General features: G+C 65.4%; 22 protein-coding genes. 9 read left to right on the plus strand and 13 right to left on the minus strand.

The window, feature by feature from the left end; genetic code table 11:
• Positions 1-18 precede the first annotated feature (18 nt).
• The 12 genes from H8R02_RS00700 to H8R02_RS00755 all read right to left on the minus strand — a co-directional run bounded on the left by H8R02_RS00700 (position 19) and on the right by H8R02_RS00755 (position 14,324).
• Entirely contained in the window at positions 19-906 is an 888-nt protein-coding gene (locus tag H8R02_RS00700) for an SDR family oxidoreductase (protein WP_187079429.1), read from the minus strand.
• A complete protein-coding gene (locus tag H8R02_RS00705) occupies positions 903-1,361 on the minus strand; it encodes a PaaI family thioesterase (RefSeq protein WP_187079430.1) in 459 nt (152 codons plus the stop codon). The genes H8R02_RS00700 and H8R02_RS00705 overlap by 4 nt, the downstream gene beginning before the upstream one ends.
• The gene (locus H8R02_RS00710; protein WP_187079431.1) at positions 1,358-1,846 is read right to left on the minus strand and encodes a PaaI family thioesterase; all 489 of its coding nucleotides are present in this window, start codon (positions 1,844-1,846) and stop codon (positions 1,358-1,360) included. Before H8R02_RS00710 ends, H8R02_RS00705 begins: the two co-directional genes overlap by 4 nt.
• Positions 1,847-1,855: 9 nt before the next feature.
• Positions 1,856-3,001 carry an acyl-CoA dehydrogenase family protein gene (locus H8R02_RS00715; protein WP_187080557.1) on the minus strand — a complete coding sequence of 382 codons (1,146 nt, stop codon included), beginning with the start codon at positions 2,999-3,001 and terminating at the stop codon, positions 1,856-1,858.
• A gap of 2 nt (positions 3,002-3,003) precedes the next feature.
• On the minus strand, positions 3,004-5,013 hold the full coding sequence (locus H8R02_RS00720; protein ID WP_187079432.1) for an acetyl/propionyl/methylcrotonyl-CoA carboxylase subunit alpha: 2,010 nt from the start codon (positions 5,011-5,013) through the stop codon (positions 3,004-3,006).
• A gap of 14 nt (positions 5,014-5,027) precedes the next feature.
• Positions 5,028-5,837: a crotonase/enoyl-CoA hydratase family protein gene (locus H8R02_RS00725; protein ID WP_187079433.1), complete on the minus strand. Its 810-nt coding sequence runs from the start codon at positions 5,835-5,837 to the stop codon at positions 5,028-5,030.
• Between the two features lie 8 nt (positions 5,838-5,845).
• A complete protein-coding gene (locus H8R02_RS00730; RefSeq protein WP_255429114.1) occupies positions 5,846-7,435 on the minus strand; it encodes an acyl-CoA carboxylase subunit beta in 1,590 nt (529 codons plus the stop codon).
• Between the two features lie 287 nt (positions 7,436-7,722).
• Positions 7,723-8,694: a hydroxymethylglutaryl-CoA lyase gene (locus H8R02_RS00735; RefSeq protein WP_187079434.1), complete on the minus strand. Its 972-nt coding sequence runs from the start codon at positions 8,692-8,694 to the stop codon at positions 7,723-7,725.
• A 14-nt stretch (positions 8,695-8,708) separates the two neighbouring features.
• A complete protein-coding gene (locus H8R02_RS00740) occupies positions 8,709-10,733 on the minus strand; it encodes an acetyl/propionyl/methylcrotonyl-CoA carboxylase subunit alpha (protein WP_187079435.1) in 2,025 nt (674 codons plus the stop codon).
• 11 nt (positions 10,734-10,744) lie between these two features.
• Positions 10,745-12,352 carry a carboxyl transferase domain-containing protein gene (locus tag H8R02_RS00745; protein ID WP_187079436.1) on the minus strand — a complete coding sequence of 536 codons (1,608 nt, stop codon included), beginning with the start codon at positions 12,350-12,352 and terminating at the stop codon, positions 10,745-10,747.
• 20 nt (positions 12,353-12,372) lie between these two features.
• Entirely contained in the window at positions 12,373-13,161 is a 789-nt protein-coding gene (locus H8R02_RS00750; protein WP_187079437.1) for an enoyl-CoA hydratase/isomerase family protein, read from the minus strand.
• Positions 13,158-14,324, minus strand: a complete 1,167-nt coding sequence (locus H8R02_RS00755) for an acyl-CoA dehydrogenase family protein (protein ID WP_187079438.1) — start codon at positions 14,322-14,324, stop codon at positions 13,158-13,160. The genes H8R02_RS00750 and H8R02_RS00755 overlap by 4 nt, the downstream gene beginning before the upstream one ends.
• 169 nt (positions 14,325-14,493) lie before the next feature.
• On the opposite strand from H8R02_RS00755, the gene H8R02_RS00760 reads away from it, so the two are divergent.
• The 6 genes from H8R02_RS00760 to H8R02_RS00785 are packed head-to-tail and all read left to right on the plus strand — an operon-like array spanning position 14,494 to position 20,333.
• The gene (locus tag H8R02_RS00760) at positions 14,494-15,105 is read left to right on the plus strand and encodes a TetR/AcrR family transcriptional regulator (RefSeq protein WP_255429115.1); all 612 of its coding nucleotides are present in this window, start codon (positions 14,494-14,496) and stop codon (positions 15,103-15,105) included.
• 6 nt (positions 15,106-15,111) lie between these two features.
• Positions 15,112-15,618 carry a MaoC family dehydratase gene (locus tag H8R02_RS00765; protein WP_187079440.1) on the plus strand — a complete coding sequence of 169 codons (507 nt, stop codon included), beginning with the start codon at positions 15,112-15,114 and terminating at the stop codon, positions 15,616-15,618.
• A gap of 37 nt (positions 15,619-15,655) precedes the next feature.
• On the plus strand, positions 15,656-17,329 hold the full coding sequence (locus H8R02_RS00770; protein ID WP_187079441.1) for an electron transfer flavoprotein-ubiquinone oxidoreductase: 1,674 nt from the start codon (positions 15,656-15,658) through the stop codon (positions 17,327-17,329).
• 9 nt (positions 17,330-17,338) lie between these two features.
• Entirely contained in the window at positions 17,339-18,214 is an 876-nt protein-coding gene (locus H8R02_RS00775) for an SDR family oxidoreductase (protein ID WP_187079442.1), read from the plus strand.
• On the plus strand, positions 18,211-19,098 hold the full coding sequence (locus H8R02_RS00780) for an SDR family oxidoreductase (RefSeq protein ID WP_187079443.1): 888 nt from the start codon (positions 18,211-18,213) through the stop codon (positions 19,096-19,098). The genes H8R02_RS00775 and H8R02_RS00780 overlap by 4 nt, the downstream gene beginning before the upstream one ends.
• A complete protein-coding gene (locus H8R02_RS00785; protein ID WP_187079444.1) occupies positions 19,095-20,333 on the plus strand; it encodes a CaiB/BaiF CoA transferase family protein in 1,239 nt (412 codons plus the stop codon). Before H8R02_RS00780 ends, H8R02_RS00785 begins: the two co-directional genes overlap by 4 nt.
• A 61-nt stretch (positions 20,334-20,394) precedes the next feature.
• Here the strand turns inward: H8R02_RS00785 and H8R02_RS00790 are convergent, their stop codons facing one another.
• The gene (locus tag H8R02_RS00790) at positions 20,395-21,576 is read right to left on the minus strand and encodes a CaiB/BaiF CoA transferase family protein (protein ID WP_187079445.1); all 1,182 of its coding nucleotides are present in this window, start codon (positions 21,574-21,576) and stop codon (positions 20,395-20,397) included.
• Between the two features lie 252 nt (positions 21,577-21,828).
• Between H8R02_RS00790 and H8R02_RS00795 the strand changes: the two genes are divergently transcribed.
• The 3 genes from H8R02_RS00795 to H8R02_RS00805 are packed head-to-tail and all read left to right on the plus strand — an operon-like array spanning position 21,829 to position 25,461.
• On the plus strand, positions 21,829-22,626 hold the full coding sequence (locus H8R02_RS00795) for an ABC transporter ATP-binding protein (RefSeq protein ID WP_187079446.1): 798 nt from the start codon (positions 21,829-21,831) through the stop codon (positions 22,624-22,626).
• Entirely contained in the window at positions 22,616-24,571 is a 1,956-nt protein-coding gene (locus tag H8R02_RS00800) for an AMP-dependent synthetase/ligase (RefSeq protein ID WP_187079447.1), read from the plus strand. Before H8R02_RS00795 ends, H8R02_RS00800 begins: the two co-directional genes overlap by 11 nt.
• Before the next feature lie 2 nt (positions 24,572-24,573).
• Positions 24,574-25,461, plus strand: a complete 888-nt coding sequence (locus tag H8R02_RS00805; protein ID WP_187079448.1) for a branched-chain amino acid ABC transporter permease — start codon at positions 24,574-24,576, stop codon at positions 25,459-25,461.
• The last annotated feature ends 4 nt before the right edge of the window (positions 25,462-25,465 follow it).

Raw genomic sequence — 25,465 nt, forward strand, 5'->3', positions numbered from 1 at the left:
CGGGTGCTGGCGGGACGTTCATTGGGCGCCGGGTTCGAGGCACTCGGGCATCTTTGCCAGCGGGAATCCTTCGTACGGCCGGCTGCGGCTGTGTTCTTCCAGCTTCCAGGTCTGGCGCGCATTCGGCACGCCGCCGTCGACACGGATGAAAGAGCCGGTGATGTATGCGGCTCCTTCGGAAAGCAGGTACGCCACCGCCGAAGACACTTCGGCCTCGGTGCCATAGCGCTGCAGCGGCGCCGTCTTCATTAGGCTGCGGAATTTGGCCTTCATCTCCGGACCGTACGTGTCGAAGCCGCTGCTGGCGACGAAGCCCGGCGCGACTGCATTGACACGCACACCGGCGTGTCCCCACTCGCAGGCCGCCGTCTCGGTGAAAGACAGCATTCCAGCTCGTGCTGCGCCACTATGGGCCATGCCCGGCATCCCCATCCACATGTCGGCGATGATGTTGACGATTGCGCCGCCATGGGCTTCCATCCACTGCGTGTAGGCCTCGCGCGAGACGAGAAAGCCCCCGTGCAGGTTGTTGCGCACGACGGCGTCCCAGCCCTTGAGCGTGATGTCCCGCACCGGCTGCGGGTACTGTCCGCCGGCGTTGTTGACAAGGCCGTCGATGCGTCCGTGCGTGGCAAGTACATCGGCCACCATTTGCTTCACGCCGGCTTCGTCGCGGATGTCGCACGAGTGGAGTGAAACCTTCGCTTCCGCCGCCGCTGTGGCGATCTCCGTGCGGATGGCTTCCAGCTTCTCCACTTTCCGGCCCACGAGTGCAAGCCGCGCACCCAGGCTCGCCAGCTCATGGGCGATGCAGCGGCCGATACCGCTACCCCCGCCGGTGACGATGACGGTCTGCCCGGCGAACAGGCCGGGCCGGAAGACGGAACGATACGATGCGATGGTCATGGGTTGCCTTGGGATATTGCGGCGGGTTTGAGCATGAAATTGCCGTGGCCGACGGAGATGGGCGTGTCGGGACTGGACTGCCAGGCCTCGACACGCAGGTGAGCCACGCGCTTGCCCTGCTTGACCATGAAGACGTTCGCATAGGTGTCCACGGGCCGGCCGGAGCGCAGGTATTCGAAGGTGAAGTTGATGGTCTTGGGAAGATCCACGCTGTCCATGTCCCAGAGCAGGTAGAAGAGCCCGGCGCATTCGAGGAAGCCGCCGATCGCCCCGCCATGCAGCGCGGGCAGCGCCGGGTTGCCGATGAGCTTCTGGTGAAAGGGCATGCATGCGGTGTACTGCTCGCCCCGGATGTCCAGCCGTACATCGAGAAAACGCGCGAACGGAACGAGATCCACGAGCGGCGCCCAGTTCCGGCTCGCGCGCGCGGCGGCAACGATCGTTTCCACGGTCATGGCGTATCTCCCTTCATCTTGTCCAGCGCATTTTCGAGCGAGATCACCGGCCCACCGGTAAACATGAAGATGGCCGACGAAGTGGCGATCGGGTCGTCGGGGCTCTCGTGATACGCGGCGCCGCGGACGAACGCGAGTTCGTGCCCCAGCTTGTAGCAGACGGCGCCGCCGTAGATTTCCCGGCCGGGCGTGGCCGCTTTCAGGTAGTCGATGCGAAGGTCCAGTGTCGCCATCGCGCGCAGAACGTTCATGCGCACGAAGATCGCCAGGCCGTAACAGCTGTCAAGGAGGGCAGTGACCACGCCGCCATGCACGACTCCGGTGGCCAGGTTGCCGACCACGCGCCCATCGGGATTGACCGCGATCACGCACCAATCCGGCTCCACCTTGTGCAGCCTCAGGCCCAGCTCACGGCTGTACGGCGAGATCACGGTGATCTGCTGCCACTTGCGAACCAGTTCCGCTTCGTCCTCGGGTTGAGCCATTCCAGGTCCTTAAATCCGTTTCGCCACTTCCTCGAGCATGACTTCAGTCGCGCCTCCACCGATGGCTTCCACCCGGGCATCGCGCACCATGCGTTCGATCGCCGCCTCCCGCATGTAGCCGAAGCCTCCGTGGAATTGCTGACAGTCGTAGAGCACATCGTTGACCAACTCGCCGCAGAAAGCCTTGACCATCGAAACCTCCTTCACGCAGTCCCTGCCCTGCGCGTCCAGCCACGCGCAGTGGTAGACGAGCGCGCGCCCGGCTTCGACCTGCGCTGCACGCATCGCCAGGCGCTGGCGGATCGCCTGCTTGTCCCACAGCGGGGCTCCGAAGGCCTTGCGGTCGCGCACGTATTGCACCGTCATCTCGATCGCCCGCGCGGCCTCGCCCATCGCCGCGGCACCGATCACCATGCGTTCGTTCTGGAAGTTGCGCATGATCTGGTAGAAGCCCTTGTTCTCACCGCCGAGCAGGTTGGCGGCGGGAATGCGGCAGTTTTCGAACACCAGTTCGGCGGTGTCGCTGCACAGCCAGCCGCTCTTCTCCAGCGCGCGCCCGACGCGAAAGCCCGGCGTGCCCTTCTCGACGATGAAGATCGAGATGCCGCGCGAGCCCTTGGCGCTCGGGTCTGTCTTGGCGCCGACGAAGTACACGTCGCCGTGCACGCCGTTCGTGATGAACATCTTGGTGCCGTTGAGCACCCAATGATCGCCGTCGCGCACCGCGCGGGTTCGGATGCCGGCCACATCAGATCCGGCATCGGGCTCGGTCACCGCGACCGCGCAGACCTGCTCGCCGCGCGTCAGCGGCGGCAGGTAGCGCTGCAGCTGCTCGGGGCTGCCGAAGTTGGCCAAGTGCGGGGAGGCCATGTCGGTGTGCACGGTGACCGTGACCGCGAAGCCGCCGAAGGTCGAACGGCCCAGCTCCTCGGCCAGGATCGCGCTGTACACGGTGTCGAGCTCGGATCCACCGTACTTCTCGGGGTAGCGGACACCCAGGTAGCCGAGCTCGCCCATCTGGCGCAGCACCTCGCGCGGCACCTTGCCGGCCTTCTCCCAGGCGCCGGCCTTCGGCACGACCTCCTGCTCGACGAAGCGGCGCAGGTTGTCGCGGAACTGGCGGTGTTCCTCGGTGAAATAGATCGGATCGTTCATGCTCATGTCGCACCCTCGGGTTCGATCGCCACCAGTACATCGCCACCGCGCACTGAATCGCCGACACGGCACCGCAGCTCGGCCACCGTGCCAGTGGCCGGCGCGGCCAGCGTGTGCATCATCTTCATGGCTTCCAGGATCAGCACGGCATCGCCGGCTTGCACCCGGGCGCCGATCGAGGTCGAGACAGCGGTCACCAGCCCGGGCATCGGCGCGCGCAGCGTGGTGCTCGCCGCGGCGCTGCTGGCCGCGGCTCCGGCCAGGGCGTGGGCGGTGCGGTCGATGTGCGTCCAGACGTGCGTGCCCCTCGGCCCATGGAGCCAGACACGGTTGGCGGAGCCTTCGCGCGCTCGCAAGAAGCGATGCCGCTCCCGGCCACTTTCAATTTCAACCTCCAAGTGACCGGCGTCGAGCCGGGCGCCGCAGGTGAACCGCCGCTCGCCGATCTCGATGTGCCACACAGCGCTGTCCTGCCGGACGAGCGCCGTGTGCAGGTGATGGGCGGAATCTTCGAGCAGCACCGGCATAGCCACCGGCGCCGCCGGGCCGAGCAGTCGCCAAGCGCCCAATGCCACCCAAGGTGAGGCTTGCGCCGGCGCCTGTGCGGCCAGCGCGCAACCGAGAGCACCTAGCGCGAGTGCTTTCAGTCCGTCGCCTCCTGGCTCCCAGCCCCCGGGGAAGCTGCGCTCGATGTAGTGGGTAGTCAGCATGGCGTCGAAGGCCGGTGCGCGCAGCAAGTCGGTCAGGAAGCCGATGTTGCTGCGAACCCCGATGAGTTCGAAGCGATCGAGCGCGCCCGCCAGCCTATGGGCAGCCAGCGGCCGGGTATCGGCGAACGCGATCACCTTCGCAAGCATCGAGTCGTAGAACGGGGTCACCTCGCTGCCGGCACAAACGCCGCTGTCGACACGCACGCCCTCGCCTGCGGGCTCGGTGTACCCGACGATGGTGCCGATCTCCGGCACAAATCCCTTGGCTGGATCTTCGGCGCAGACCCTGGCCTCGATCGCCCAGCCCCGCCGCCCGATCTGCTGCTGGTTGAACGCGAGTGGTTCGCCCGCGGCCACGCGCAGTTGCCATTCGACGAGGTCGATGCCCACCGTCGCCTCGGTGACGGGATGCTCCACCTGCAGCCGCGTGTTCATTTCGAGGAAAAAGGTGTCGCCACTGGCTGCGTCGTGGATGAATTCGACGGTCCCGGTGGAGTCGTAGCCGATGGCGTTGCCCACCGCGAGCGCGTGGCGAAACAGGGCTTCGCGCTGCGACTCAGAGAGGTTGGCCGCCGGGGCTTCCTCGATCACCTTCTGGTGGTTGCGCTGGATCGAACACTCACGCTCGAAGAGGTGGACCAGGTGGCCGTGCTTGTCGCCCAGCAGTTGGACCTCCAGGTGGCGCGGCTCGCCAAGGTACCGCTCGAGAAGCACGCTGTCGTCCCCGAACGAGGCTTTGGCCTCGCGGCGCACCGTCTCGAGCGCGGCGGTGAACTCGGCAGCCGACTGCACCACCCGCATGCCTTTGCCGCCTCCCCCCGCCGAGGCCTTGATCATGACCGGATAGCCGACGCGCCCGGCGGCCTCGGCGAGCGCCGCCGGCGCCTGGTCGTCGCCGTGATAGCCAGGCACCACCGGCACGCCGTGTTCGACCGCGATGCGCTTGGACTCGATCTTCGAGCCCATGCGGCGGATTGCTTCCCGCGAGGGTCCGACGAAGACAATGCCTGCCCGCTCGCAAGCTTCGATCAGCGCCGGGCTCTCGGACAGGAAGCCGTAGCCAGGATGCACGGCCTGCGCGCCGCTCGCCTGCGCCGCAGCGATGATGGCGGCCGCGTTCAGGTAGCTGCGGGCCGCCTCCGCAGGGCCGATACGAACGGCCGCGTCGCACTCGGCGACGTGCCGCGCGCGGCGATCGGCGTCCGAGTACACGGCAACGCTGCGCATGCCCAGGCGCCGCGCGGTTCGGGCAATGCGGCAGGCGATCTCCCCGCGGTTGGCGATGAGCAAGGTGTCGAACATGCCCGTTTCCCCGCTCAACCCTGGCGCCACGGCGGTGGGCGACGCGCGAAGAAGGCCTCGATGCCAGCCCGGCCTTCCTCGGTCTCCCAGGCATCGGCCAGCTTGTCGGCGGCGTAGATCATGCTGGTCGGAAGATCGTGGCTGTTTACGTACGAAACGAGCCTCTTGGTCGCGGCCACCGCGCCCGGTGCGCACTGCATCAGGTCGGCGAGCTCCCGTTCCACCGCGGCGTCGAGCTGGTCGGCAGGGACGATCTCCGAAACCAGCCCAAGCCTGCGCGCCTCCGCAGCGTCCATGCGGCGTGCCGTGAGAAACGTGCGCCGGGCGTTGGCCTCGCCCATCCGCGCCACGACGTACGGGGAGATGTTCGCCGGGAGCAACCCCAACCTGACTTCGGTGAGGCAGAAGACGCCGGTGTCCACCGCGACGGACACGTCGCACACCGAGATCATGCCCACCCCGCCTCCGTAGGCTGCACCGTTGATGCGACCGATGAGCGGCACCGGCAGTTCATTCAGCGTGCGCAACATCAGCGCAAGCTCGAAACTCTCGTCGACGCGCTCGGAACGCGTCTTGCTCATGTTCTGCTGCATCCAACCGAGGTCGCCACCGGCGCAGAAGGTGGCCCCGGCGCCTGTGAGGACGACAGCGCGAAGGCCCGGGGAGCAACCCAGCCAGTCTGCGGCCTGCTTCAGGTCGGCGATCAAGGCGGCATTCAATGCGTTGTGCGTATCGGGGCGGTTCAGCGTCAGCGTGGCGATCCGTCGCTGGTCGACCGCGAGCAGCAGCGTATCGAAGGCCGGAGGAGTCGTCGGTGTCGTCATGGGCGGCCTCACATGCGGTAAACCGGCGTTGCGGTCTGCGGCGGCACGCGACGGGTGCACAACGAGAGCGCCAGCGCGAGCACGTCGCGTGACGACGACGGGGCTATGAGTCCGTCGTCCCAGAGCCTTGAAGTGGCGTAGTAAGGGTCCGTCTGGCGCTGGTACTGCTCGCGCACCGCGCGTTCGGTCTCCGCCATCCTCGCCTCATCGGCTGGCCCTCGCAGGTTGGATCTTGCCAGTTCCAGCATGACATTGCTCGCGATGTCGGCGCTCATCGTCGCCACCTGAGCGCTCGGCCAAGCGAACAGGAACTCGGGCTCGAATCCCCGGCCACACATGCCGTAGTTGCCGGCGCCGTAGGAGCCCCCCACGATCAGCGTTAGCTTCGGGACGCGCGCGCAACTGACCGCATAGACCATGTTCGCACTGTGCTTGGCGATGCCCGCGCGCTCGGCTTCGCTTCCGACCATGAACCCGGCGATGTTTTGGAGAAAAAGCAGCGGGACGCCACGTTGGTTGGCCAACTCGATGAAATGGGTGCCCTTGAGCGCCGCCTCTGCCACGAGGGCGCCGTTGTTCCCGAGGATGCCGACCGGGTATCCGTGGATCGAACCGAACCCGGCGACCAGCTGGCTGCCCCAGTCGGGTTTGAACTCGTGCAGGTCACTGTCGTCGACGAGGCGCGCGATGATCTCGCGCGCGTCATAAGGCTGCTTGGGATCGGCGGGCACCAGGCCATCGAGCTGCGCGGGGTCGTACCTCGGCGGACATGGGACGCGCGGCGGCGGTGGAAGATGAGCAGGCGGCAGGCTCCCGACGATTTCGCGCAGTCGCGCCAGCGCCTGAGGCTCGCTCTCAGCCAGATGGTCGTTGACGCCTGAGATTCGCGTGTGCATTTCTGCGCCCCCCAAGGTCTCGCCATCCACCGTCTCGTTTATGGCGATCTTCACGATCGACGGGCCGCCGAGGTGGATGCGCGCGGTGCCGCGCACCATAACGACTTCGTCCGAAAGTGCGGGGATGTAGGCGCCCCCCGCCGTGCATCCACCGAACACCGCGGAAATCTGCGGAACCCTATCCTGCGACATGCGGCACTGCTGGAAGAAGTTGTTGCCGAAGTGATCGCGATCGGGAAACACACGGTCCTGTTCGGGCAGGAAGGCACCACCGCAGTCCACGAGGTACAAAACCGGAAGGCGCAGGCGCCAGGCGATCTCCTGCGCGCGGCGGTGCTTCTTGACGGTTTCATGGAAGAACGAGCCGCCTTTCACCGTGGCGTCGTTTGCGATGAACATGCAAGGCTGGCCGGCGACGATGCCGATGCCAGTTACGACACCGGCGGCAGGAACCTCGTTACCGTACTGGCCCCAGGCGGCGAGCGGCGAGAGTTCCAGGAATGCCGCAGCGTCATCGACAACCAAGTCGATGCGCTCACGCGCCAACATCTTTCCGCGTGCGCGATGCCGCGCAATATGGGCATCGCGCCCGCCCATGGCCACGTGAGCCAGCCGCTCTCGCAACTGGGCGATGTCGTTCGCCCTGAGCTCGGTCGTGGCCGCGCCTACCGAGCCGTCGAAGCTGCTGTTGATCACGGCCAAGGACGGTTCCTCACAAGTAGCTCGATAACGCCATTCTAGAATTGAACTAACACTTGGTAGTTTATCGGGAGTCGACCTCTTGCGCCACCGTTCCGGCAACCGACTGCAGTAGCTTCGCGATGATTTCGTCAAGCCGTCACGTGCTCGCCGCGGCTCGAAGGCTAACTGACGCGGCCTCTCCCGACAATTGACCCCACTGATGCCAAATTCATCCGGCACGACGGCATCGCTTCGCCCGGCCCATGGATACCGTGAGGACGCACCGTGGATAGCATCCCGGCACGGTACTACCGGATCGCTTCGCGCGGATGGCGCATCGACGCGAGCGTGCCACTGCGCATCAACCGGCCGTTCAGGGGCCGCCCGATGATGCGCTCGGCCAGCCGGGCTGCCTCCACGAGTTGCTCGAGATCGAGGCCGGTCTCGACCCCCATCTCCTCGCACATGAACGCCATGTCCTCGGTACAGATATTGCCTGCGGCGTCGCCATGCTTGTGACCAGCGAAAGGACATCCCCCGAGCCCCGCAACGGAGCTGTCGAACAGGTCCACCCCCATTTTCAAGGCGGCATAGACGTTCGCGCCTCCGACACCGCGCGTGTCATGCAGGTGCAGCCCGATGCGCGCTTGCGGCACGAGTTCGCGCACGGCGCCGATGCGGCGTTTGATCTCCTCGGGGTTGGCCCAGCCCATGGTATCCGCCAGGTAGAACGCTGGGAAGGGAACTCCCCTGTCGGTGCAGGCGTCGACCAGCCACCGGACGACGTCGGTCACCGCCGACACCGGCACGGGCCCGCCGAGGTTGCAGCCGAATGCGGTGACGACATACGCCTGCTCGAACGGGATGCCCAGCGCGATGTACCGATCGATCCACTTCAGCTGACGTTCGCGATTCTCGGCAACACTGCAGTTGTTGTTCCGCTGCGAAAACGGTTCCGTGACGTAGAAGACGACTTTGCCGTCGATGTCGATGTTGTCGCAGGCCCTGGCACGCTCGAAGCCGCTTTCGTTGAGCCAGAGCCCGGTGTAGCGCGTCCCCGGCCGCTTGCGAAGCCTCGCGAACAACTCCGCTGAGTCCGCCATCTGCGGCACGGCCCGCGGGCTCACGAACGACGCGCACTGCACCTGCCTGAGGCCCGACGCCGCAAGCGCATCGATCAGCGCCAGCCGTTCGTCCAGCGGATAGGTGGAGGGCTCCATCTGGAAGCCCTCGCGCGGTCCCTCTTCGTGAAACTCGACCCGGCGCGGCAGCGAACCCATTCTTTCGATCTCCTTCAGGAAGTGGCAGACGCAACGACTTCGGCCAGCGTGTGGTGGCGCTCGACCATGTCCCCGACCGCGCAGTTCAGGCGCGCCAGCGTTCCATCGAACGGCGCGCTCACGTGCAATTCCATCTTCATCGACTCCAGGACGATTACCGTGTCGCCCACAGAGACTGAATCACCGGCCGCGGCATGAATCGCCACCACCTTGCCCATCATCGGTGCCAGGAGTGCGCCGTCCGTCCCCTCGCCCGCGAGGGCGCCTCCCAGGAACGGCGTGCAGCTGAAAACGCTGCGGCCAAGCGTGCTGGCGACTTCGAGGCCCGGGCCGGCATCGGCCACTACCACTTCCAGTGCACGCTCCTGCAGGTGCAGCAGCAATCGCCCCGCACCAAGTGCAGGGGGAGCGCGCAGCGCCGCGCGCAGCGCGTGCTCGCCAACCATCAGGTCGACCGTGCCGTCGGCCGCAGGCGCCGCGCTGCGAATCGGCCACTCTTCGTTGCCGGCGCCCAGGATCACAGCGGGAAGCGGCGCGAGCGCGACACTGCCAGCACCAAGTCTCCATCCGGTGAAGCCGGCTGCCTCGCTCCAGCAGCCCAGCTCGGGAACTGCGGCGCGCTCACGGCGAAGCCAGTGCAGTGCCGCAGCGACGACGTGTTCCAGCGGTATCGGCGGCGCCTCGGCGGCGCTTGAAGTCCTGCCGACCCGCTCGTCGATCAGGCGCGTGTGGAAGCTCGCATCGAGCGTTTGCGGCCAGTCGAGCAAGCCTTCGAGGAAGCGAAGGTTGGTCGTCAGGCCGATGACCGTTGTGTCCCGAAGGCCGCCCGCCAGCGAACGCCGCGCCGCGTCGCGGTCGGGCCCGCGGGCGATCAGCTTCGCGATCATCGAATCGTAGTACGGCGAGATTTCGTCGCCGCTGTCGACCCCGGCCTCGACACGGATCGGCTCACCCGGGAAGTCAACGCGCGCGAGGCGGCCGGTTGTCGGCAGGAAGCCCGCATCGGGATCCTCCGCGCACAACCTTGCTTCGAAGGCATGGCCCTGGCAAGCCACGTCCACCTGGGAGATGGGCAGGGTGCCGGCGTCTGCGATGTGCAACTGGAGCTCGACCAGGTCGAGGCCGGTGACTTCCTCCGTCACCGGGTGTTCCACCTGCAGACGGGGATTGACCTCCAGGAAAAAGTACTCGCCGCCGGCCACGACGAATTCGACGGTTCCCAGCCCTCGATACCCGACAGCTGCAGCAAGCTTCACCGCGTCGCTCAGGATTCTTTCGCGCAAAGCCGGCGGCAAGCCCGCGCTGGGCGCCTCCTCGATGACCTTCTGGTGTCGTCGCTGCAAAGTGCACTCGCGTTCGAACAAGTGGATCGCATTTCCGCGGCCGTCGCCCGCGACCTGCACTTCGATGTGGCGCACCCGCGGCAGGTAACGTTCGACGATCATCTCGCTGCTTCCGAACGCCTTTTCGGCTTCCCGCATCGCGCTGTCGATGCGGGACTCCAGGCCGTCAAGAGATTCGATCACCGCCATGCCGCGCCCACCGCCGCCGGCCACGGCCTTGAGAAGTACGGGCAACTGCATGTCGCGCACGGTTGCGGCAACCTCGGCTGCATCCTTCATGCCGCCGGCACTGCCGGGTACCACCGGCACACCAACCGCTGCGGCCTCGCGCTTGGCCTGGGCCTTTCCGCCCAGGCGCTCCATGGTCTCGGCGGAGGGGCCGATGAAGACGATGCCGGCGGCGTCCAGCGCGCGAACGAAATCGGGGTTCTCGGAAACGAAACCAAAACCGGGGTGCACTGCGTCCGCGCCAACCCGCCTGGCCGCCGCGACGATTGCGTCGATGCGCAGGTAACTCTCGGACGGCGCGGCGCCGCCGATCTCGACCGATTCGCCGATCTCGCGCACGTGCCGCGCGTCACGGTCAGCGGTGGAGTGCACGGTGGCGACCTTCAGGCCGAGGCGCCTGCAGGTTCGCGCGATGCGGCAGGCGATCTCTCCGCGATTGGCGATCAGGACCTTGGTGATGCGCTGCATGATGGCCTGCCTCAGAAACGGAAGACGCCGAAAGGCGTCGGCTTGGCCGGGGTTCGCGACGCCAGGTCCAGCATCAGCCCCATCACGTCGCGTGTTTCCGTCGGCGCGATGATTCCATCGACCCACAGGTTGGAAGAAAAGTTGTCCGCCGGCTGGAAGTCTTCGTAGATCTTGCGCACGGGCTGCTTGAAGGCCTCTTCCTCCGCGGCGGTCCATTCACGGCCTTCGGACTTGTTGATCTGCCGCCGCACCAGGGCCATCACGGTGGCTGCCTGCTCGGGGCCCATGATGGCGGCTCGCGCGTTTGGCCATGCGAACATTGCGGTGGGATTGAAGGGCCTGCCGCACATCGCCAGGTAGCCCGCGCCATAGGACGCGCCGATCAGGATGGTGTACTTCGGAACGTTGGCTGATGCCATGGCGGTGATCATCTTGGCACCGGCCTTCGCGATGCCCGACTGTTCGGCCGCGCGCCCGACCATGAAGCCGGTCACGTCGGCCAGGAACAGCAAGGGGATGTCCCGCTGGCAGCACAGGTCGATGAAGTGCGCGGCCTTCATCGCACTCTCCGGAAAGAGGACGCCCTGATTGGCGAGAATGCCGATCTCGTGGCCGTGGATGCGCGCGAAGCCCGTCAGCAGCGTGTCGCCGTACAACGGTTTGAACTCCTGGAAGCGGCTGTCGTCGACAAGGCGCGCCAGGATCTCCCGCGTGTCGGTGGGAATCTTCGGATCGCGGCTGACCAAGCCGTGGATTTCGGCCGGGTCATGTCGCGGGGGAACACTAGGCAGCTTCGTCCAGCGGGGTCGGGCGGGCTCCCCCATTTCGAGCAGGATTTCTCGCGTCACTGCCAGCGCGTGGCGATCATCGCTGGCGATGTGGTCGGTGACTCCACTGATGCTGCAGTGCATCTGGGCGCCGCCCAGCGATTCGCCGTCGACCGTTTCGCCCGTCGCCGCGAAAGTCAGCTCCGGCCCGCCCAGGTACATGTACCCTTGCTCCTTCACGATCACGATTTCGTCGCACAGCGCCGGTATATAGGCGCCGCCGGCCGTGCAAGGGCCAAGCACGACCGCAATCTGCTGGATGCCTTCCGCGGACATCCGCACCTGGTTGTTGAAGATGCTGCCGAACTGGCCCGCATCGGGAAAGATATTCGCCATGTCGGGGAGGAACGCGCCGCCGCTGTCGACGAGCGTGACGCAAGGCAGGCGGTGGGCCCAGGCCACCTGTTGCGCGCGGACGTGCTTCTTGCATGTCATCCCGTAGTACGTCCCACCCTTCACAGTCGCATCGTTGGCGATCACCATGCAGGCGCGGCCGCCGATCAGGCCGATGCCTGTGATGATGCTCGCACCGGGAGGCACCCCCTCGTAGAGGTCTTCGCCGGCGAGCATGCCGAGTTCGAGGAACGGCGAACCCGGGTCGAGCAGGACCTCGACCCGGTCGCGCGGGAGAATCTTGTTGCGCGAAAGGTGCTTCTCGCGGGCCTTGGCCGGACCTCCCGCCATGGCCTTGCGCCGCCGTTCATGCAGCGTGGCCAGCAGCGTCTCGTAGGACGCACGGTTGGCTTGAAATTCGGCGTCGCTCATCGACGCCCGGGGAACGAGAATGGTCATTCAGACAGCTCCGCGCGCTTTCAGGACCTGAAGACCGGCGGCCGGCGGGTCTCGAACGCAGCCAAGCCTTCGGTAACATCGTCGTTGAGCAGTTCGCGTGAAATCAGATCCTGCTCGAACACCAAACCTTCGGGCAGCGGCCGGTCGAGTCCCTGACGGGCCAGCCGCTTCATGGCGGCCAGTCCGGGCCGGCTGCGCGACGCCAGCTGAACGCAGTAAGCCATCGACGCTTCAGCGAGCTTGCCGGGTTCGACGACGTAGTTGACGAGGCCCCATGCCAGCGCAGTGGGCGCGTCGATCCAGCGCGCGCTGTAGAGCAGGTCGAGCGCGCGCCGCACGCCCACGATTCGCGGCAACCGCTGGGAACCGCCCCAGCCCGGCACCAGCCCGTATTGCGCATGCTGGTCCCCGATACGGAAATCGCTCGAAGCGAAGATCACGTCGCAGGCCATCATCAACTCGCTGCCGCCCGCCAGCGCGAGGCCCTGGCACGCCGCGACTACGGGCAGCTCGCTGGCTTCCAGACGCTGCAGGACGGAGTGACCGTAGCGGATGAAGTGTTCGATGTCGGCGGGTGAGCTTCGCAGTTTCTTGACTTCGTCGAGATCGGCGCCCGTGCAGAAGTGCTTGCCCTGCGCGCGGATCAGGGCGGCGCGAATGCCCGAGCCGGGCGCCTCGAACTCATCCAGGGCAGCGGCGATCGCGCCATGGACCTCCAGCGACAGGCAGTTGAACTTGTCGGGACGAGCCAGCTCGATCACGCCGACGGCCCCATCGCGATTCACCAGGATGGAAGGCGGCGCGCTCACCGCTTGTTCTCCGCCGCGTACTGCACCGCCATGCGGCCGGCGCGCTCGCGGGCGACGATGAGCTTCATGACCTGCGCGGTGCCATCGCCGATCTCCAGGCCCATCACGTCGCGCAGCCGTTGCTGGTGCGGCAGGTCCATGCTCCAGCCGTAATGCCCAAAGGTCAGGAGGCACTGGTGGATCGCGTCGAAGGCCGTCTTGGGACCCATCCACTTGACCATCGCGGCCTCCGCCGTGTGCGGCTGCCCGGCGTCGCGCAGGGCCAGCGCGTGATAGCAAAGCTCGCGGCACGCGGCGATCAGCGTCTCGAATTCGACGATGGGGAACGAGACCCCTTGGTACTGGACGAGCGGCGCGCCCATGGCTTGCCGCTCCTGCACGTACGCCCATGTTTCGTCGATCGACGCCTGCGCAGCGCCGATGCACTGCAGCGCGATTAGGATCCGGCTGAAGTCGAAGCCCTGCATCACCTGCGTGAAGCCCTTGCCTTCGGCGCCCATCATGTTCCCGGCAGGTATGCGCACGTCGTCGAAGAACACCGAACCGCGGCCGATGATCTTGCTGCCGACATCCTTGAAGCGCGTGCGCTGTATTCCCGGCAGGTCCATGGGCACGAGAAAGGCACTGATGCCCCGGGCACCGGCATCTGCCGCACCGGTTCGGGCAAAGAGAACCATGGCGTCGCATTGGTCCGAGAAAGTGATGGACGTCTTCTCGCCGGAGAGCACGAAGTGGTCGCCGTCCCTTCGGGCCCTGAGTTGGAGGTTGGCAGCGTCGGAGCCGCCGCGTGGCTCGGTCAGGCCCAGGCCGACGATGGCCTCCCCGGCGACCAACCGCGTGTTCCAGAACCGCGCCAGGTCGGGACTTGCATTGCGATGGATGATGGCCCCCATCAGCGATCCCAGCAGCTGCAAGTAGCTGACGTTGAAATCACCGTAGGCCATCTCCTCAGTGATCACTCCGGAGGTGACGCCGCTCAGTCCGAGCCCGCCATACTCCTCCGGCAGGTCGGCTCCGATCAATCCCAGGGCGCCCATCTCTTTCATGAGGCCACGGTCGAATCCGGGCTCCGCTTCGCGCGCCTGGTACCGCGGCTTGAGTTTTTCGCGGGCGAATCGACGGGCGACGTCGCGCAGCGCGACTTGGTCTTCGTTGAGCAGCATCGGGACTCCTCGGGGGGTATGCGGGCAGCGCAGTTGGCAAAGCGGACAACCAATGCTACCATAACCGAACATACGTTAGTTAGTCACGTCTGGCGTGATGCGACTCAGCCCTAAGGATAAGATTGGCCTTACCGCGTTACCTGCCTAACTTTCGAAAATGCCAACCAAGATGCAAGAAAGGCCAACACAATCGGCCGCCGACACCGCAACCCGCGAGCGCATCCTGCTCGAGGCTTCGCGGTTGTTCCGCCATCACGGATATGCCGCAACGACATTGCGCGAAGTGGCGGACGCGGCCGGCATCAAGGCCGGCAGCATCTACTATCACTTCGAGTCGAAGGAGCAGATCCTCGGCGAAGTGCTTGACAAGGGCATCCAGGCCGTGATCGTCGCCGTGCGTGAACGCGTGGAGGCGCTGCCGAAGAGCGCGACGTCGCGCGCCAAGGTCGCCGCCGCCATCGAGGGGCACCTCTGGGGCCTGCTGCACCACGGCGACTTCACGTCGGCCAACATCCGGATTTACGGCCAGATCCCTCTGACCGCGAAAAACCGCCACCGCAAGGTGCGTCGCGAGTACGCAGACTATTGGGACGCACTGCTCGACGAGGCAATGAGTCGAGGCGAACTGCGCCGCGACATCGGCGCCACGATCGCGCGCCTGTTCGTGATCGGCGCGTTGAACTGGACGGTCGAGTGGTACAACCCGCAGAAGGGTTCATTCGACAACTTCGCCAAGCAGATCACCACCATCGTCTTCGACGGAACATTCACGAGGGAGTAGTCGCGAGTGGCGGTCAAGGCGGGTTGGCAGGGACGATTCTTCGAGGATTTCGAGGTCGGTGACGAATACCGTCATCCGCTGGGCCGTACCGTCACCCAGCAGGACAACATCTGGTTCACGCTGCTGACCCAAAACGCCGCGGCCGTCCACTTCGATGCGCACTACGCCGGCAAGACCGAGTTCGCCAGACCGCTGGTGAACTCCTGCCTCACCCTCGCGCTCGTGACCGGGCAATCGGTCATGGACGTTTCCTATAACGTCTTCGCCAACCTCGGCTGGGACGAGGTGCGCTTGCCCCATCCCGTGTTCGAAGGCGACACGGTCTACTCGCGCTCGACAGTGCTTGAGACGCGCGAATCGAAGTCGCGCCCGAATCTGGGCGTGGTCACAGTGGCGACGGAAGGCTTCAACCAGGACGCAGTCGTCGTCTGTTGTTTCCGGCGCACCCTGCTGGTGTACCGGCGCGGCATGGCCCCCGATCGCGAGCCTCCCGTCCCGGGAACGGCCGCCTGAACCCGCGCGCGATTCGAATGCGCGCGCACCACCACGAATGAACCAACAGGAAATCATCGAACGATTCGGCCCGCGCGAGTCCATGGAATACGACGTGGTGATCGTCGGTGCCGGACCGGCGGGCTTGGCGGCGGCTATTCGCATCAAGCAGCTTGCCCCGGAAACGGCTGTCGTCGTGATCGAGAAGGGCTCGGAGCCCGGGGCGCATATCCTGTCAGGTGCGGTGATGGACCCACGTGCCATCACGGAACTGCTGCCGGACTGGAAGGCCCAAGGCGCCCCGTTGCTTCAGCCGGTCACCGCTGACGACGTGCTCTTCCTGTCGGAGCGGGGTGCCAAGCGCACACCCGACTGGCTGGTGCCACGCAATTTTCACAACGACGGCTTTTACGTCGTTTCACTGGGAAGCGTGGTGCGCTGGCTGGCGCAGCGCGCGGAAAGCCTCGGAGTCGAAATCTTCCCGGGCTTCGCTGCATCCGAAGTCCTGCATGACGAGCAAGGCGCGGTTCGCGGCGTCTCCACTGGCAACATGGGCGTCGGCAAGGATGGCGAACCGGGCGAGGCATTTCAACTCGGAATGGAATTGCACGCGAAGTACACCGTCTTTGCGGAAGGCGCCCGAGGCCACCTGGGCAAGCAGATGATCGCCCGTTACCGTCTCGACGAAGGGCGAGATCCCCAGAGCTTCGCGCTCGGCATCAAGGAGCTGTGGGAAGTCGCTCCGCAGCGCGCCACGCCCGGGCGCGTCATGCATACCGCCGGCTGGCCGATGACGGACGGGACTTTCGGGGGCGGCTTTCTTTATCACCTGCCCGATAACAAGGTCACCCTCGGATTCGTGATTGGCCTGGATTACCGCAATCCGCACATGAGCCCGTTCGAGGAGATGCAGCGATGGAAGACCCACCCGGCCATTCGCGAGCACATCGAGGGTGGCAAACGCCTCGCGTACGGCGCACGCGCGATCAACAATGGCACGCTGCAGGCGCTGCCCAAGACCGTGTTTCCCGGCGGAGCGCTGATCGGCTGCGACGCCGGCTATCTCAATGCCGCGCGCATCAAGGGCAGCCACGCCGCAATCAAGAGCGGCATGCTTTGCGCCGAGGCGATCGTTCCGGCCCTGCAGTCTGGCCGCCGGCGCGACGAACTGACCGCCTACCCCGAGGCCTTCGAGAAGAGCTGGCTCCACGAAGAGCTGCGGCAATCCCGCAATTTCAAGCTATGGTTCAAGAAGGGCAAATTCCTGGGCCAGCTGATGACGGGCTTCGAGCAGTGGCTGCTGCCGAAAGTCGGCGTATCCAGCCCGCCCTGGACGCTGCACTCGAAGACGCGGGACCACGAAACGCTCCGCCGGGCGGATGACGCTCCGCCGATCGTCTACCCAAAGCCGGATGGGGTGATCAGTTTCGACCGCCTGGGATCAGTTTTCCTGAGCAATACGAACCACCAGGAGAACCAGCCGTCGCACCTCACGCTCAGGGACAACTCGGTGCCCGTCGAGGTGAACCTGAAGAAGTTCGGCGGGCCGGAAGCACGCTACTGTCCTGCCGGCGTGTACGAATTCGTCGAGGATTCCGCGGGCCGGCCTCGCTTGCAGATCAACGCGCAGAACTGCGTCCACTGCAAGACCTGCGACATCAAGGACCCTGTGCAGAACATCGTGTGGGTCGCCCCCGAAGGCGGCGGCGGCCCCAACTACGCCGGCATGTGAGGCACACCGATGACACAAGACACTTCCCCTTCATTCGGGTTTGACGACCCCACGCTCGCCGCCTTGCCCCTGGCCTACGAGCCCGGACTCTTCGATGGGCAGGTCGTGATGGTTTCCGGCGCCGGCAGCGGGATCGGCAAAGCGATCGCGTTCCTTTACGCCCGCCTTGGCGCGAGGCTCGTCGTCTGCGGCAGGGACCGCGCGAAACTGGATGCCTGCGAGCCTTGGCTGCGCCGGCTGGGGAGCCCGGACGTCCTGGTGCAGCCCACCGACATCCGCAGCACGGAGGCGGTTGCGGCGCTGCTGGACGCGACGTATGCGCGTTTCGGGCGCCTGGACGTGCAGGTGAACAACGCCGGTGGCCAGTTTCCGAAAGCGGCGCTGGACATCAGCCCGAAGGGCTGGAAGACGGTGGTCGACAACAACCTGAACGGCACGTGGTACATGATGCATGCGGCCGCCAGGCGGTGGCGTGATGCAGCCCAGCCCGGCAGCATCGTCAACATCGTCCTCACCTTCCAGCGCGGTTTTCCGGGGGTTGCGCACAGCTGCGCCGCGCGCGCGGCGGTCACCTACCTGTCGAAGACCGTCGCCGTCGAATGGGCCCCCCACGGCATCCGGGTGAATTGTGTCGCGCCCGGGGTGATCGAAAGCACGGGCTTCGCGCACTACTCGCCCGAAGCACGCGCACGGTTTTCACGCGGCAACCCGATGCTTCGGCACGGGAACGTCCAGGACATCGCCAATGCCGTCGTCTACCTCACCGGGCCGACCGGGAGCTTCGTCAATGGCGAGTTGCTCAACGTCGACGGCGGCGGCCTGCTATGGGGCGAACTCTGGACGATTCCGAAACCCGCCTACTTCAGCGAGGAGCAGACGACATGAGCGCCAGCGACACGCAGCCGAAGTTCGGTCCCGGCGACAAAGCGCTTGCCGAATTGCCCACGGTTTTCCGCAAGGATCTCTTCGCGGGAAAGGTGGTGCTGGTTTCCGGTGCGGGAAGCGGCATCGGAAAGGCAATCGCCTTCCTGTACGCACGGCTCGGCGCCAGGCTGGTGATCTGCGGCCGCAAGCCGGACGCCTTGGAGCTCTGTGCCGAGCAGTTGCGCGCCTTGTCGGGCGGCGACGACGTGCTTGCCTACCCGATGACGATCCGCGACCCGGAACAGGTCGACGGCCTGTTTGAAGCCACATGGAATCGCTTTGGCACCCTCGACGTGCTCGTGAACAACGCCGGCGGCCAGTTCGCAGCCCACGCGATGGACTTCACCGAGAAGGGCTGGAACGCGGTGATCGACACGAACCTCAACGGCACCTGGTACATGATGCACGCCGCCGCCAGGCGGTGGGTCCGCGACCGGAAGCGCGGTGCCAGTATCGTGACGATCGCCGCCGCGGTCGATCGCGGCCTTCCCGGAATGGCCCACACGGCGGCTTCCCGCGCGGGAGTGATCGCGCTTTCGAAAACGGTGGCCGTGGAGTGGGCCGAGCACGACATCCGCGTCAACTGCATCGGCGCGGGTGCGATCGAAAGCAACGGTTTCAACAACTACAAGGAAGAGCACGTCGGCGGGCTGTTCCGGACGAACCCGATGCTGCGGGCCGGCGATGTGCAGGATGTCGCCGAGGCCGTCATTTACCTGACCGCGCCATCGGGCAAGTACATCACCGGCGAAACGATCAACCTCGACGGTGGCATGGTTCTGTGGGGCGATTTCTGGCCCGCCGGCATGCCCGATTACTTCGATCCGGGCCGCGCCGCAGCATGACGACATCGACACCAACTTCATCGCCCGCCGGCGGTCCGCTGGCCGGGGTGCGCATCGTGGACCTGACCGGCGTGGTGATGGGACCCTTTGCCTCCCAAATCCTGGCCGACCTGGGCGCGGACGTGATCAAGGTCGAGTCGCCCGAGGGAGACACGGTCCGCTACATCGGTCCCAGTCGAAGCAAGGGCATGGGACCGATGTACCTTGCGCTCAACCGCAACAAGCGGAGCGCCGCCTTGGACCTGCGCAAGCCTGAGGCGCTGGCCGCGCTGCATCGCCTCATCGAACGCGCCGACGTCTTGCTGTTCAATCTTCGGCCTGCCTCCATGGCCCGCCTCGGCCTGGGCTACGACGAGGTGTCGAGGATCAACCCCCGGATCGTCTACTGCGGCTGCTACGGCTTCGGCGAAAGTGGACGATATGCCGGCAAGCCGGCGCTGGATGACCTCATCCAGGGTTCGGTGGCGCTGCCGGCACTGGTCGGCCGCATCACCGGAGAACCCCGCTACGTCCCCACGAACGTATGCGATCGCACGACGGGTCTGACGGCCGTCTACAGCGTGACGGCCGCGCTTTACGCGCGGGAAAAGACCGGCCAGGGACAGTCCATCGAAGTGCCGATGTTCGAGACGATGACGCAATTCGTGCTGTCGGATCACATGTTCGGCCGGACATTCGACCCTCCATTGGCCGAGGCCGGATACGTGCGGCTTCTGTCCAGGGACCGGCGGCCGCTGCCGACGCGGGACGGGTTCGTCTGCGTGCTGGTGTACATCGACCGGCACTGGAAGAGTTTCTGCAAACTGATCGGCCGCCCCGACATGCTCCAGGATCCGCGCTTCCTGCGTATGTCGGACCGCACCCGGAACATCGATGACTTGTACGCGTTTGTCGCCGAGGTCATCGCCACGCGCACAACGGACGAATGGATCGACGCCCTTTCCGCGGCCGACATCCCGGTCGCCCCAATGCATACGCCCGATAGCCTCATGGAAGATCCTCACTTGGCCGATGTGGGGATGTTCGAATGGATCGACCACCCCAGTGAAGGCCGCATCCGGCAGATGAACGTGCCGGGAAGATGGTCGCGGACATCGCCATCGATCCGCCGGCACGCCCCGCTGCTCGGCGAAAACACCCGCGAAGTCCTGGTCGAGGCCGGCTACAGCCCGCAGGAGATCGATCGGATGCTGCGCTCGGGCGCGGCGGCGGAAGCGGAGTCATCTTCGGATTGACTCGGCCGGCATTCAGGACCGCCGCTTCGCCGAAGACTTGCGCCTGACCGCGCGTCCGCGTTCAAGTCCGCTTGGGGTCGGTCGCCGGCGGGGCCCCCACCCGAAGCAAACCGCTGCCGACCATGGACTCGATCGCGCCGGGTTCGACCCCCCAGCTTCGCAATTGCTCGCAGGCACCGGCGTCGTCGGTGTGCGGCGGCCGGGGCGACGCTGCAGGGGTCGCCTGAAATCTGGGCGCAGGCGACGGTTGGCGGATACCCGCAATCTCCACAAACGTTTCCCGCGCGCGGATGTGCGGATGGGTGTGTGCTTCCAGTGGCGCCAGCACAGGCGCAAAGCACGCATCGGTGCCCTCGAGCAACTCGCACCACTGCTGCCTCGTTCGAGTGGCAAAGATGGCCGCCAGACGGTCCTTTTCTTCGCGCCACCGTGATGGATCGTCGAAGTTCATCGAATCCGCAGCCACGCCGAGGCGCTCCAGCAATTCCGAACGGAACTTCAGCTCGATGGGGGCCACGCTCACGTATTCCCCGTCTGCACAGCGGTAAACGTCATAGTGAGGCGCGCCTGAATCGAGAAGATTGGTGCCGCGATCGCCAAGGTGCGCCCCCGCACCGTACAAGCCGAACATCGACGTCATCAAGGCAGCCGCGCCATCGACCATCGCGGCGTCGACGACCTGTCCCGGGCCCCCGCGCTGAACGCACCACAGGGCCGCGAGCATGCCGTACGCGAGCATCAAACCACCGCCCCCGAAGTCCCCGACCAGGTTCAGAGGTGGCGTCGGCGCGGCTCCCTGCCGGCCGATGGCGTGCAGCGCACCCGAAAGAGCAATGTAGTTCAGGTCGTGGCCCGCGGCCTGGGCCAAGGGGCCCGTCTGGCCGAAACCAGTCACCCGCCCATAGACCAACCGGGGATTGTCCGCGAGGCACTCCGCGGGGCCGAGACCCAGGCGCTCCATCGTCCCGGGCCGGAACCCTTCGATCAATCCATCGCTGGCTGCCGCGACGCGGCGCGCGAACGCGACCCCCTCGGCCGATTTGAGGTCGAGTGAGACGGTGCGTTTTCCCCGGTTGAGTAGGTCAAACTCCGGTGCGCGCCGGATACCGAGGCCGCTCGCGACCATTCGGTCGATTCGCAGCACCTCGGCCCCGAGGTCGGCCAACAGCATGCCGCACATTGGCCCCGGCCCGATGCCGGCGAACTCGACGATCTTCAATCCCGACAGCGGCCCGGCACCCATTGATTTTCCGTGATCAGCAGACGTGCGTCGATCATTGGCACATCCGCTCATCGCACCATGCAGGAATCCCGATTGACACTCGCCCTAACGTTTGTTAGAAACCGGGGTGCAGTCCTTTGTACCAACTTACGCGCGCGAGGCCGAAAAACCGGCTTCACCCCTGAGTTTCCCTACCCGGCTTTCATTTAACGCCCTCATGATTCGACGACGCCGCGAACTCAACAGATTGCCAGAGGCCATCTTCGCTCGGCCATGACCGTTTCCCCAACACCTTCTGCCGTGCTTCAATGCAACGGCGTCGAACGCCGGTTCGGCGGCTTGGTTGCCGTTACGGATGTCGACCTGCGGATCGACCGTGGCGAGATTTTCGGTCTCGTCGGGCCGAACGGGAGCGGCAAGACGACACTCGTCAATGCCATCACCGGCTTCTATCCCCCGCAGAAGGGCCGGATCTTCCTGGACGGCGAAGACATCACCGGCATGAAGCCGCACCTTGTGGCCCGTCGCCAGGTGGCGCGAACCTTCCAGAACCTCGCGCTGTTCAACGGCATGTCTGTCCTTGACAACATCCTGCTGGGACGCCACGTGCATCTGCAGCCGAGCATTTCCAAGACGGTTCTCTACTGGTGGCTGGGCCAGCCGCAGGAAATCGAGCACCGGCGCGTATGCGAGGAAATCATTGAGTTCCTCCAGTTGCAGGGGGTTCGCGACGAGCCCGTGGAGTCCCTGTCCATCGGTTTGAAGAAGCGTGTCGAACTGGCTCGCGCGCTGGTCGCCGAGCCGACGTTCCTGATCCTCGACGAACCCATGGCCGGAATGAACCAGGAAGAGAAGGAATACATGGCCCGATTTGTCCTGGACGCGCGCGACGAACGCGGCATCACCGTGCTGCTGATCGAGCACCACATGGACGTCGTCACAGGCATCTGCGATCGCATCATGGCGCTGAACTACGGCGAAGTCATCGGGACGGGCCTGCCCCGCGACGTCGTCGCGAATCCCCGCGTGATCGAAGCCTACCTCGGAAAGGGTCACCAGCATGCGGCGTGAAGATCCCGCGCAATGGACCCCCGCCGCAGGGCCCGACACCCGGCAGTGGGACCTCGACCCGAATACGACTCTTGCTCGATTGCTGGAACTCAACGCGCGGCATTACGGCAACCGTGTTGCCATGCGCGAAAAGGCCTTGGGGATCTGGCAGGAGTTCACATGGGCCGATGTCCTGGAGGAAGTGCTTTCGGTGGCTGCCGGTTTGGAACATCTTGGGTTCACGGCGGGCGACTCTCTTCTGGTGCTGGGCGACAACCGGGTTCGCCTTTACATGGGAATGCTCGCCGCCGGCGCCCTCGGTGGTTACGCGATGCCGGTGTACCCCGATGCGACGCCGGCCGAGGTGCTTCACTTTGCCAGCGAAGCGCAGGCCCGGTTCGCTCTCGCGGAAGACCAGGAGCAGGTCGACAAGGTGCTCGACCTGCGCGAGAAGGCTCCCGGCTTGGCCCACGTCATCTTCGATGACCCCCGAGGCCTGAACAACTACCGCGTCGAGGGGCTGATCGGCTGGGAGAAACTGCGAGATGCCGGGGCCGCGCGCCTGCGCGACCAACCCGCCTTGCGCGAGGCGATCGTGCACCGTTCGCAGCCGGACGGACCCGCAGTCTTCGTTCACTCGTCCGGCACCACTGGAAAGCCGAAAGGCGTCGTGCTGAAGCAGCGCAACGTACTGGCGGGCGTGAGCAACGCGTACAAGGGCAAGGTCTTCGGCTTCGGGGAAAGCATCCTCGCCTACCTGCCCATGGCCTGGATCGGCGACTTCGCGGTCTCCATGGCCGCCGGGGTGGCCCTTCGCTTCACGATCAACGTCCCCGAAAGGTCGGAAACGGTGCTACGCAACCTGCGCGAGATCGCGCCGACCTTGTACCTGGCCGCACCGCGCAGCTGGGACAACATGCTGACGACGATCCGCGTGAGGATGGAAGACTCAACCCCCTGGAAGAAAAGGGTGTTCGATCACTTCATCGAGCTCGGCGTCGCGGCGGAGCGAATGAAGCTGGAGGGGAAGGTTCCTTCGGACCTTCAACGCCTGATGTTGCGCCTAGGCAACTGGATGGTATTCGGACCGCTGAAGGACCAGCTCGGGCTAACCCGAATGCGCGTCGCGTTGACGGGAGGCGAGGCCATGGGGGAGGACACTTTCCTCTTCTACCGGGCGCTCGGGATCAACCTGCGCCAGCTCTATGGCCAGACCGAAAGCAGCGCGTTCAACTCCGTCCAGGCAGCCGATGAGGTGCGCTTGCATACTGTGGGCCGCCCCCTCCCGGGGGTCGAAGCGCGCATCGCCGACGATGGCGAAATTCTTCTGCGATCGGGGAGCATCTTCAGCGGTTACTTCCAGAACGAGGAAGCAACCGCCAAGACCCTGATCGACGGTTGGCTTCATACGGGAGACGCCGGCCACATCGAGCCTGACGGTCACCTGGTGGTGCTGGGCCGCGTGTCGGAAGTTGTGCACACGTCGACGGGCGAGCGCTACATCCCCGGCTATATCGAGAACCGGATCAAGTTCAGTCCGTACGTGCGCGACGTCGCCGTCCTCGGGACCGGGAGAGAGTATCTCTGTGCGATGGTCTGCATCGACAGCGAAGCCGTGGGCCACTGGGCGGAAGTGCGGGGCATTCCCTACATTTCCTACGCGGACCTGTCGCAGAAGCAAGAGGTTTATGAACTGGTGGCAGCCGTCATCCGGCATGTCAACAACGCACTTCCCGACGGATTGCGCATCAGGCGTTTCGCGAACCTCCATAAGGAGTTCGACGCGGACGACGGCGAGATCACCCGGACACGCAAGCTGCGCCGTAACGTGATCGACGAGCATTATGCGGCCGTCATCGAAGCCCTGTATTCGGATGCACGCTCGGTCCGGATGAAGGCCCAGATCACCTACGACACCGGAGAAACCGGCGTTATCGAGCGCGAGCTTGCGCTGAAAGAGATTTGACGATGGATTGGGCATTCTTCCTGGAGCTGGCCATCAACGGCGCCTTGTCCGGACTCATGTACTCGCTGGTCGCGCTGGGCATCGTGCTGATCTACAAGTCGTCTTCCGTGCCGAACCTGGCGCAGGGCGCACTGGCGATGCTGGGCGCCTACGTCGTGCTCGCGCTCTTCGACACATTGAAGCTGTCCATCTGGGCGGCGCTTCCTGTCGGCATGATCGTGATGTTCGGCATCGGCATGGGCATAGAACGCGTCGCCTTACGCCGCCTCGCCGGCCGCCCTCTGGTCATGATCCTCATGATGACGCTGGCAGTGGACATCTTCGTCCGGGCGGCCGCGCTGCTGTCGTGGGGAGGGACCAACCGTCCGTTGCCGCTGCCCATTTCGTCCGATCCGCTTTTTATCGGCCCGGTACTGATCAATCGAAGCTACGCCGCTGGGGGCGTCGTGGCGCTCGCGCTCTTCGGTTTCTTTGTCCTCTTCTTCCGCACGCGGATGGGCATCGTGATGCGCGCCATTTCGGACGACTACACCGCTTCCTGGTCGGTTGGGATTTCCGTTGAGCGTGGCGTGGCCCTGTCATGGGCCATGTCCGCCGTGGTCGCCACACTCGCAGGCGCGCTATGGGGCTCGATACAGGGGGTCGACCAGTCCCTGTCGCTGCTGCTCCTCATGGGCATCACCGTCGCCGTCCTCGGCGGTCTCGACAGCATCGGGGGCGCGATCGTCGCGGGTGTGCTGCTCGGAACGTTCCAGGGCGTGGCTTCGGGTTACCTCGACCGGCTCGTCGGGGGTGGAAGCCGCGAGCTTGTCGTGGCGGCAACCCTCGTTCTTACCATCCTCATCCGGCCGCATGGACTCTTCGGCCGTGAAGACATCCAGCGGATCTGACTGC

Source organism: Ramlibacter albus (genome assembly GCF_014297445.1).
GTDB classification, from domain to species: domain Bacteria; phylum Pseudomonadota; class Gammaproteobacteria; order Burkholderiales; family Burkholderiaceae_C; genus Ramlibacter; species Ramlibacter albus.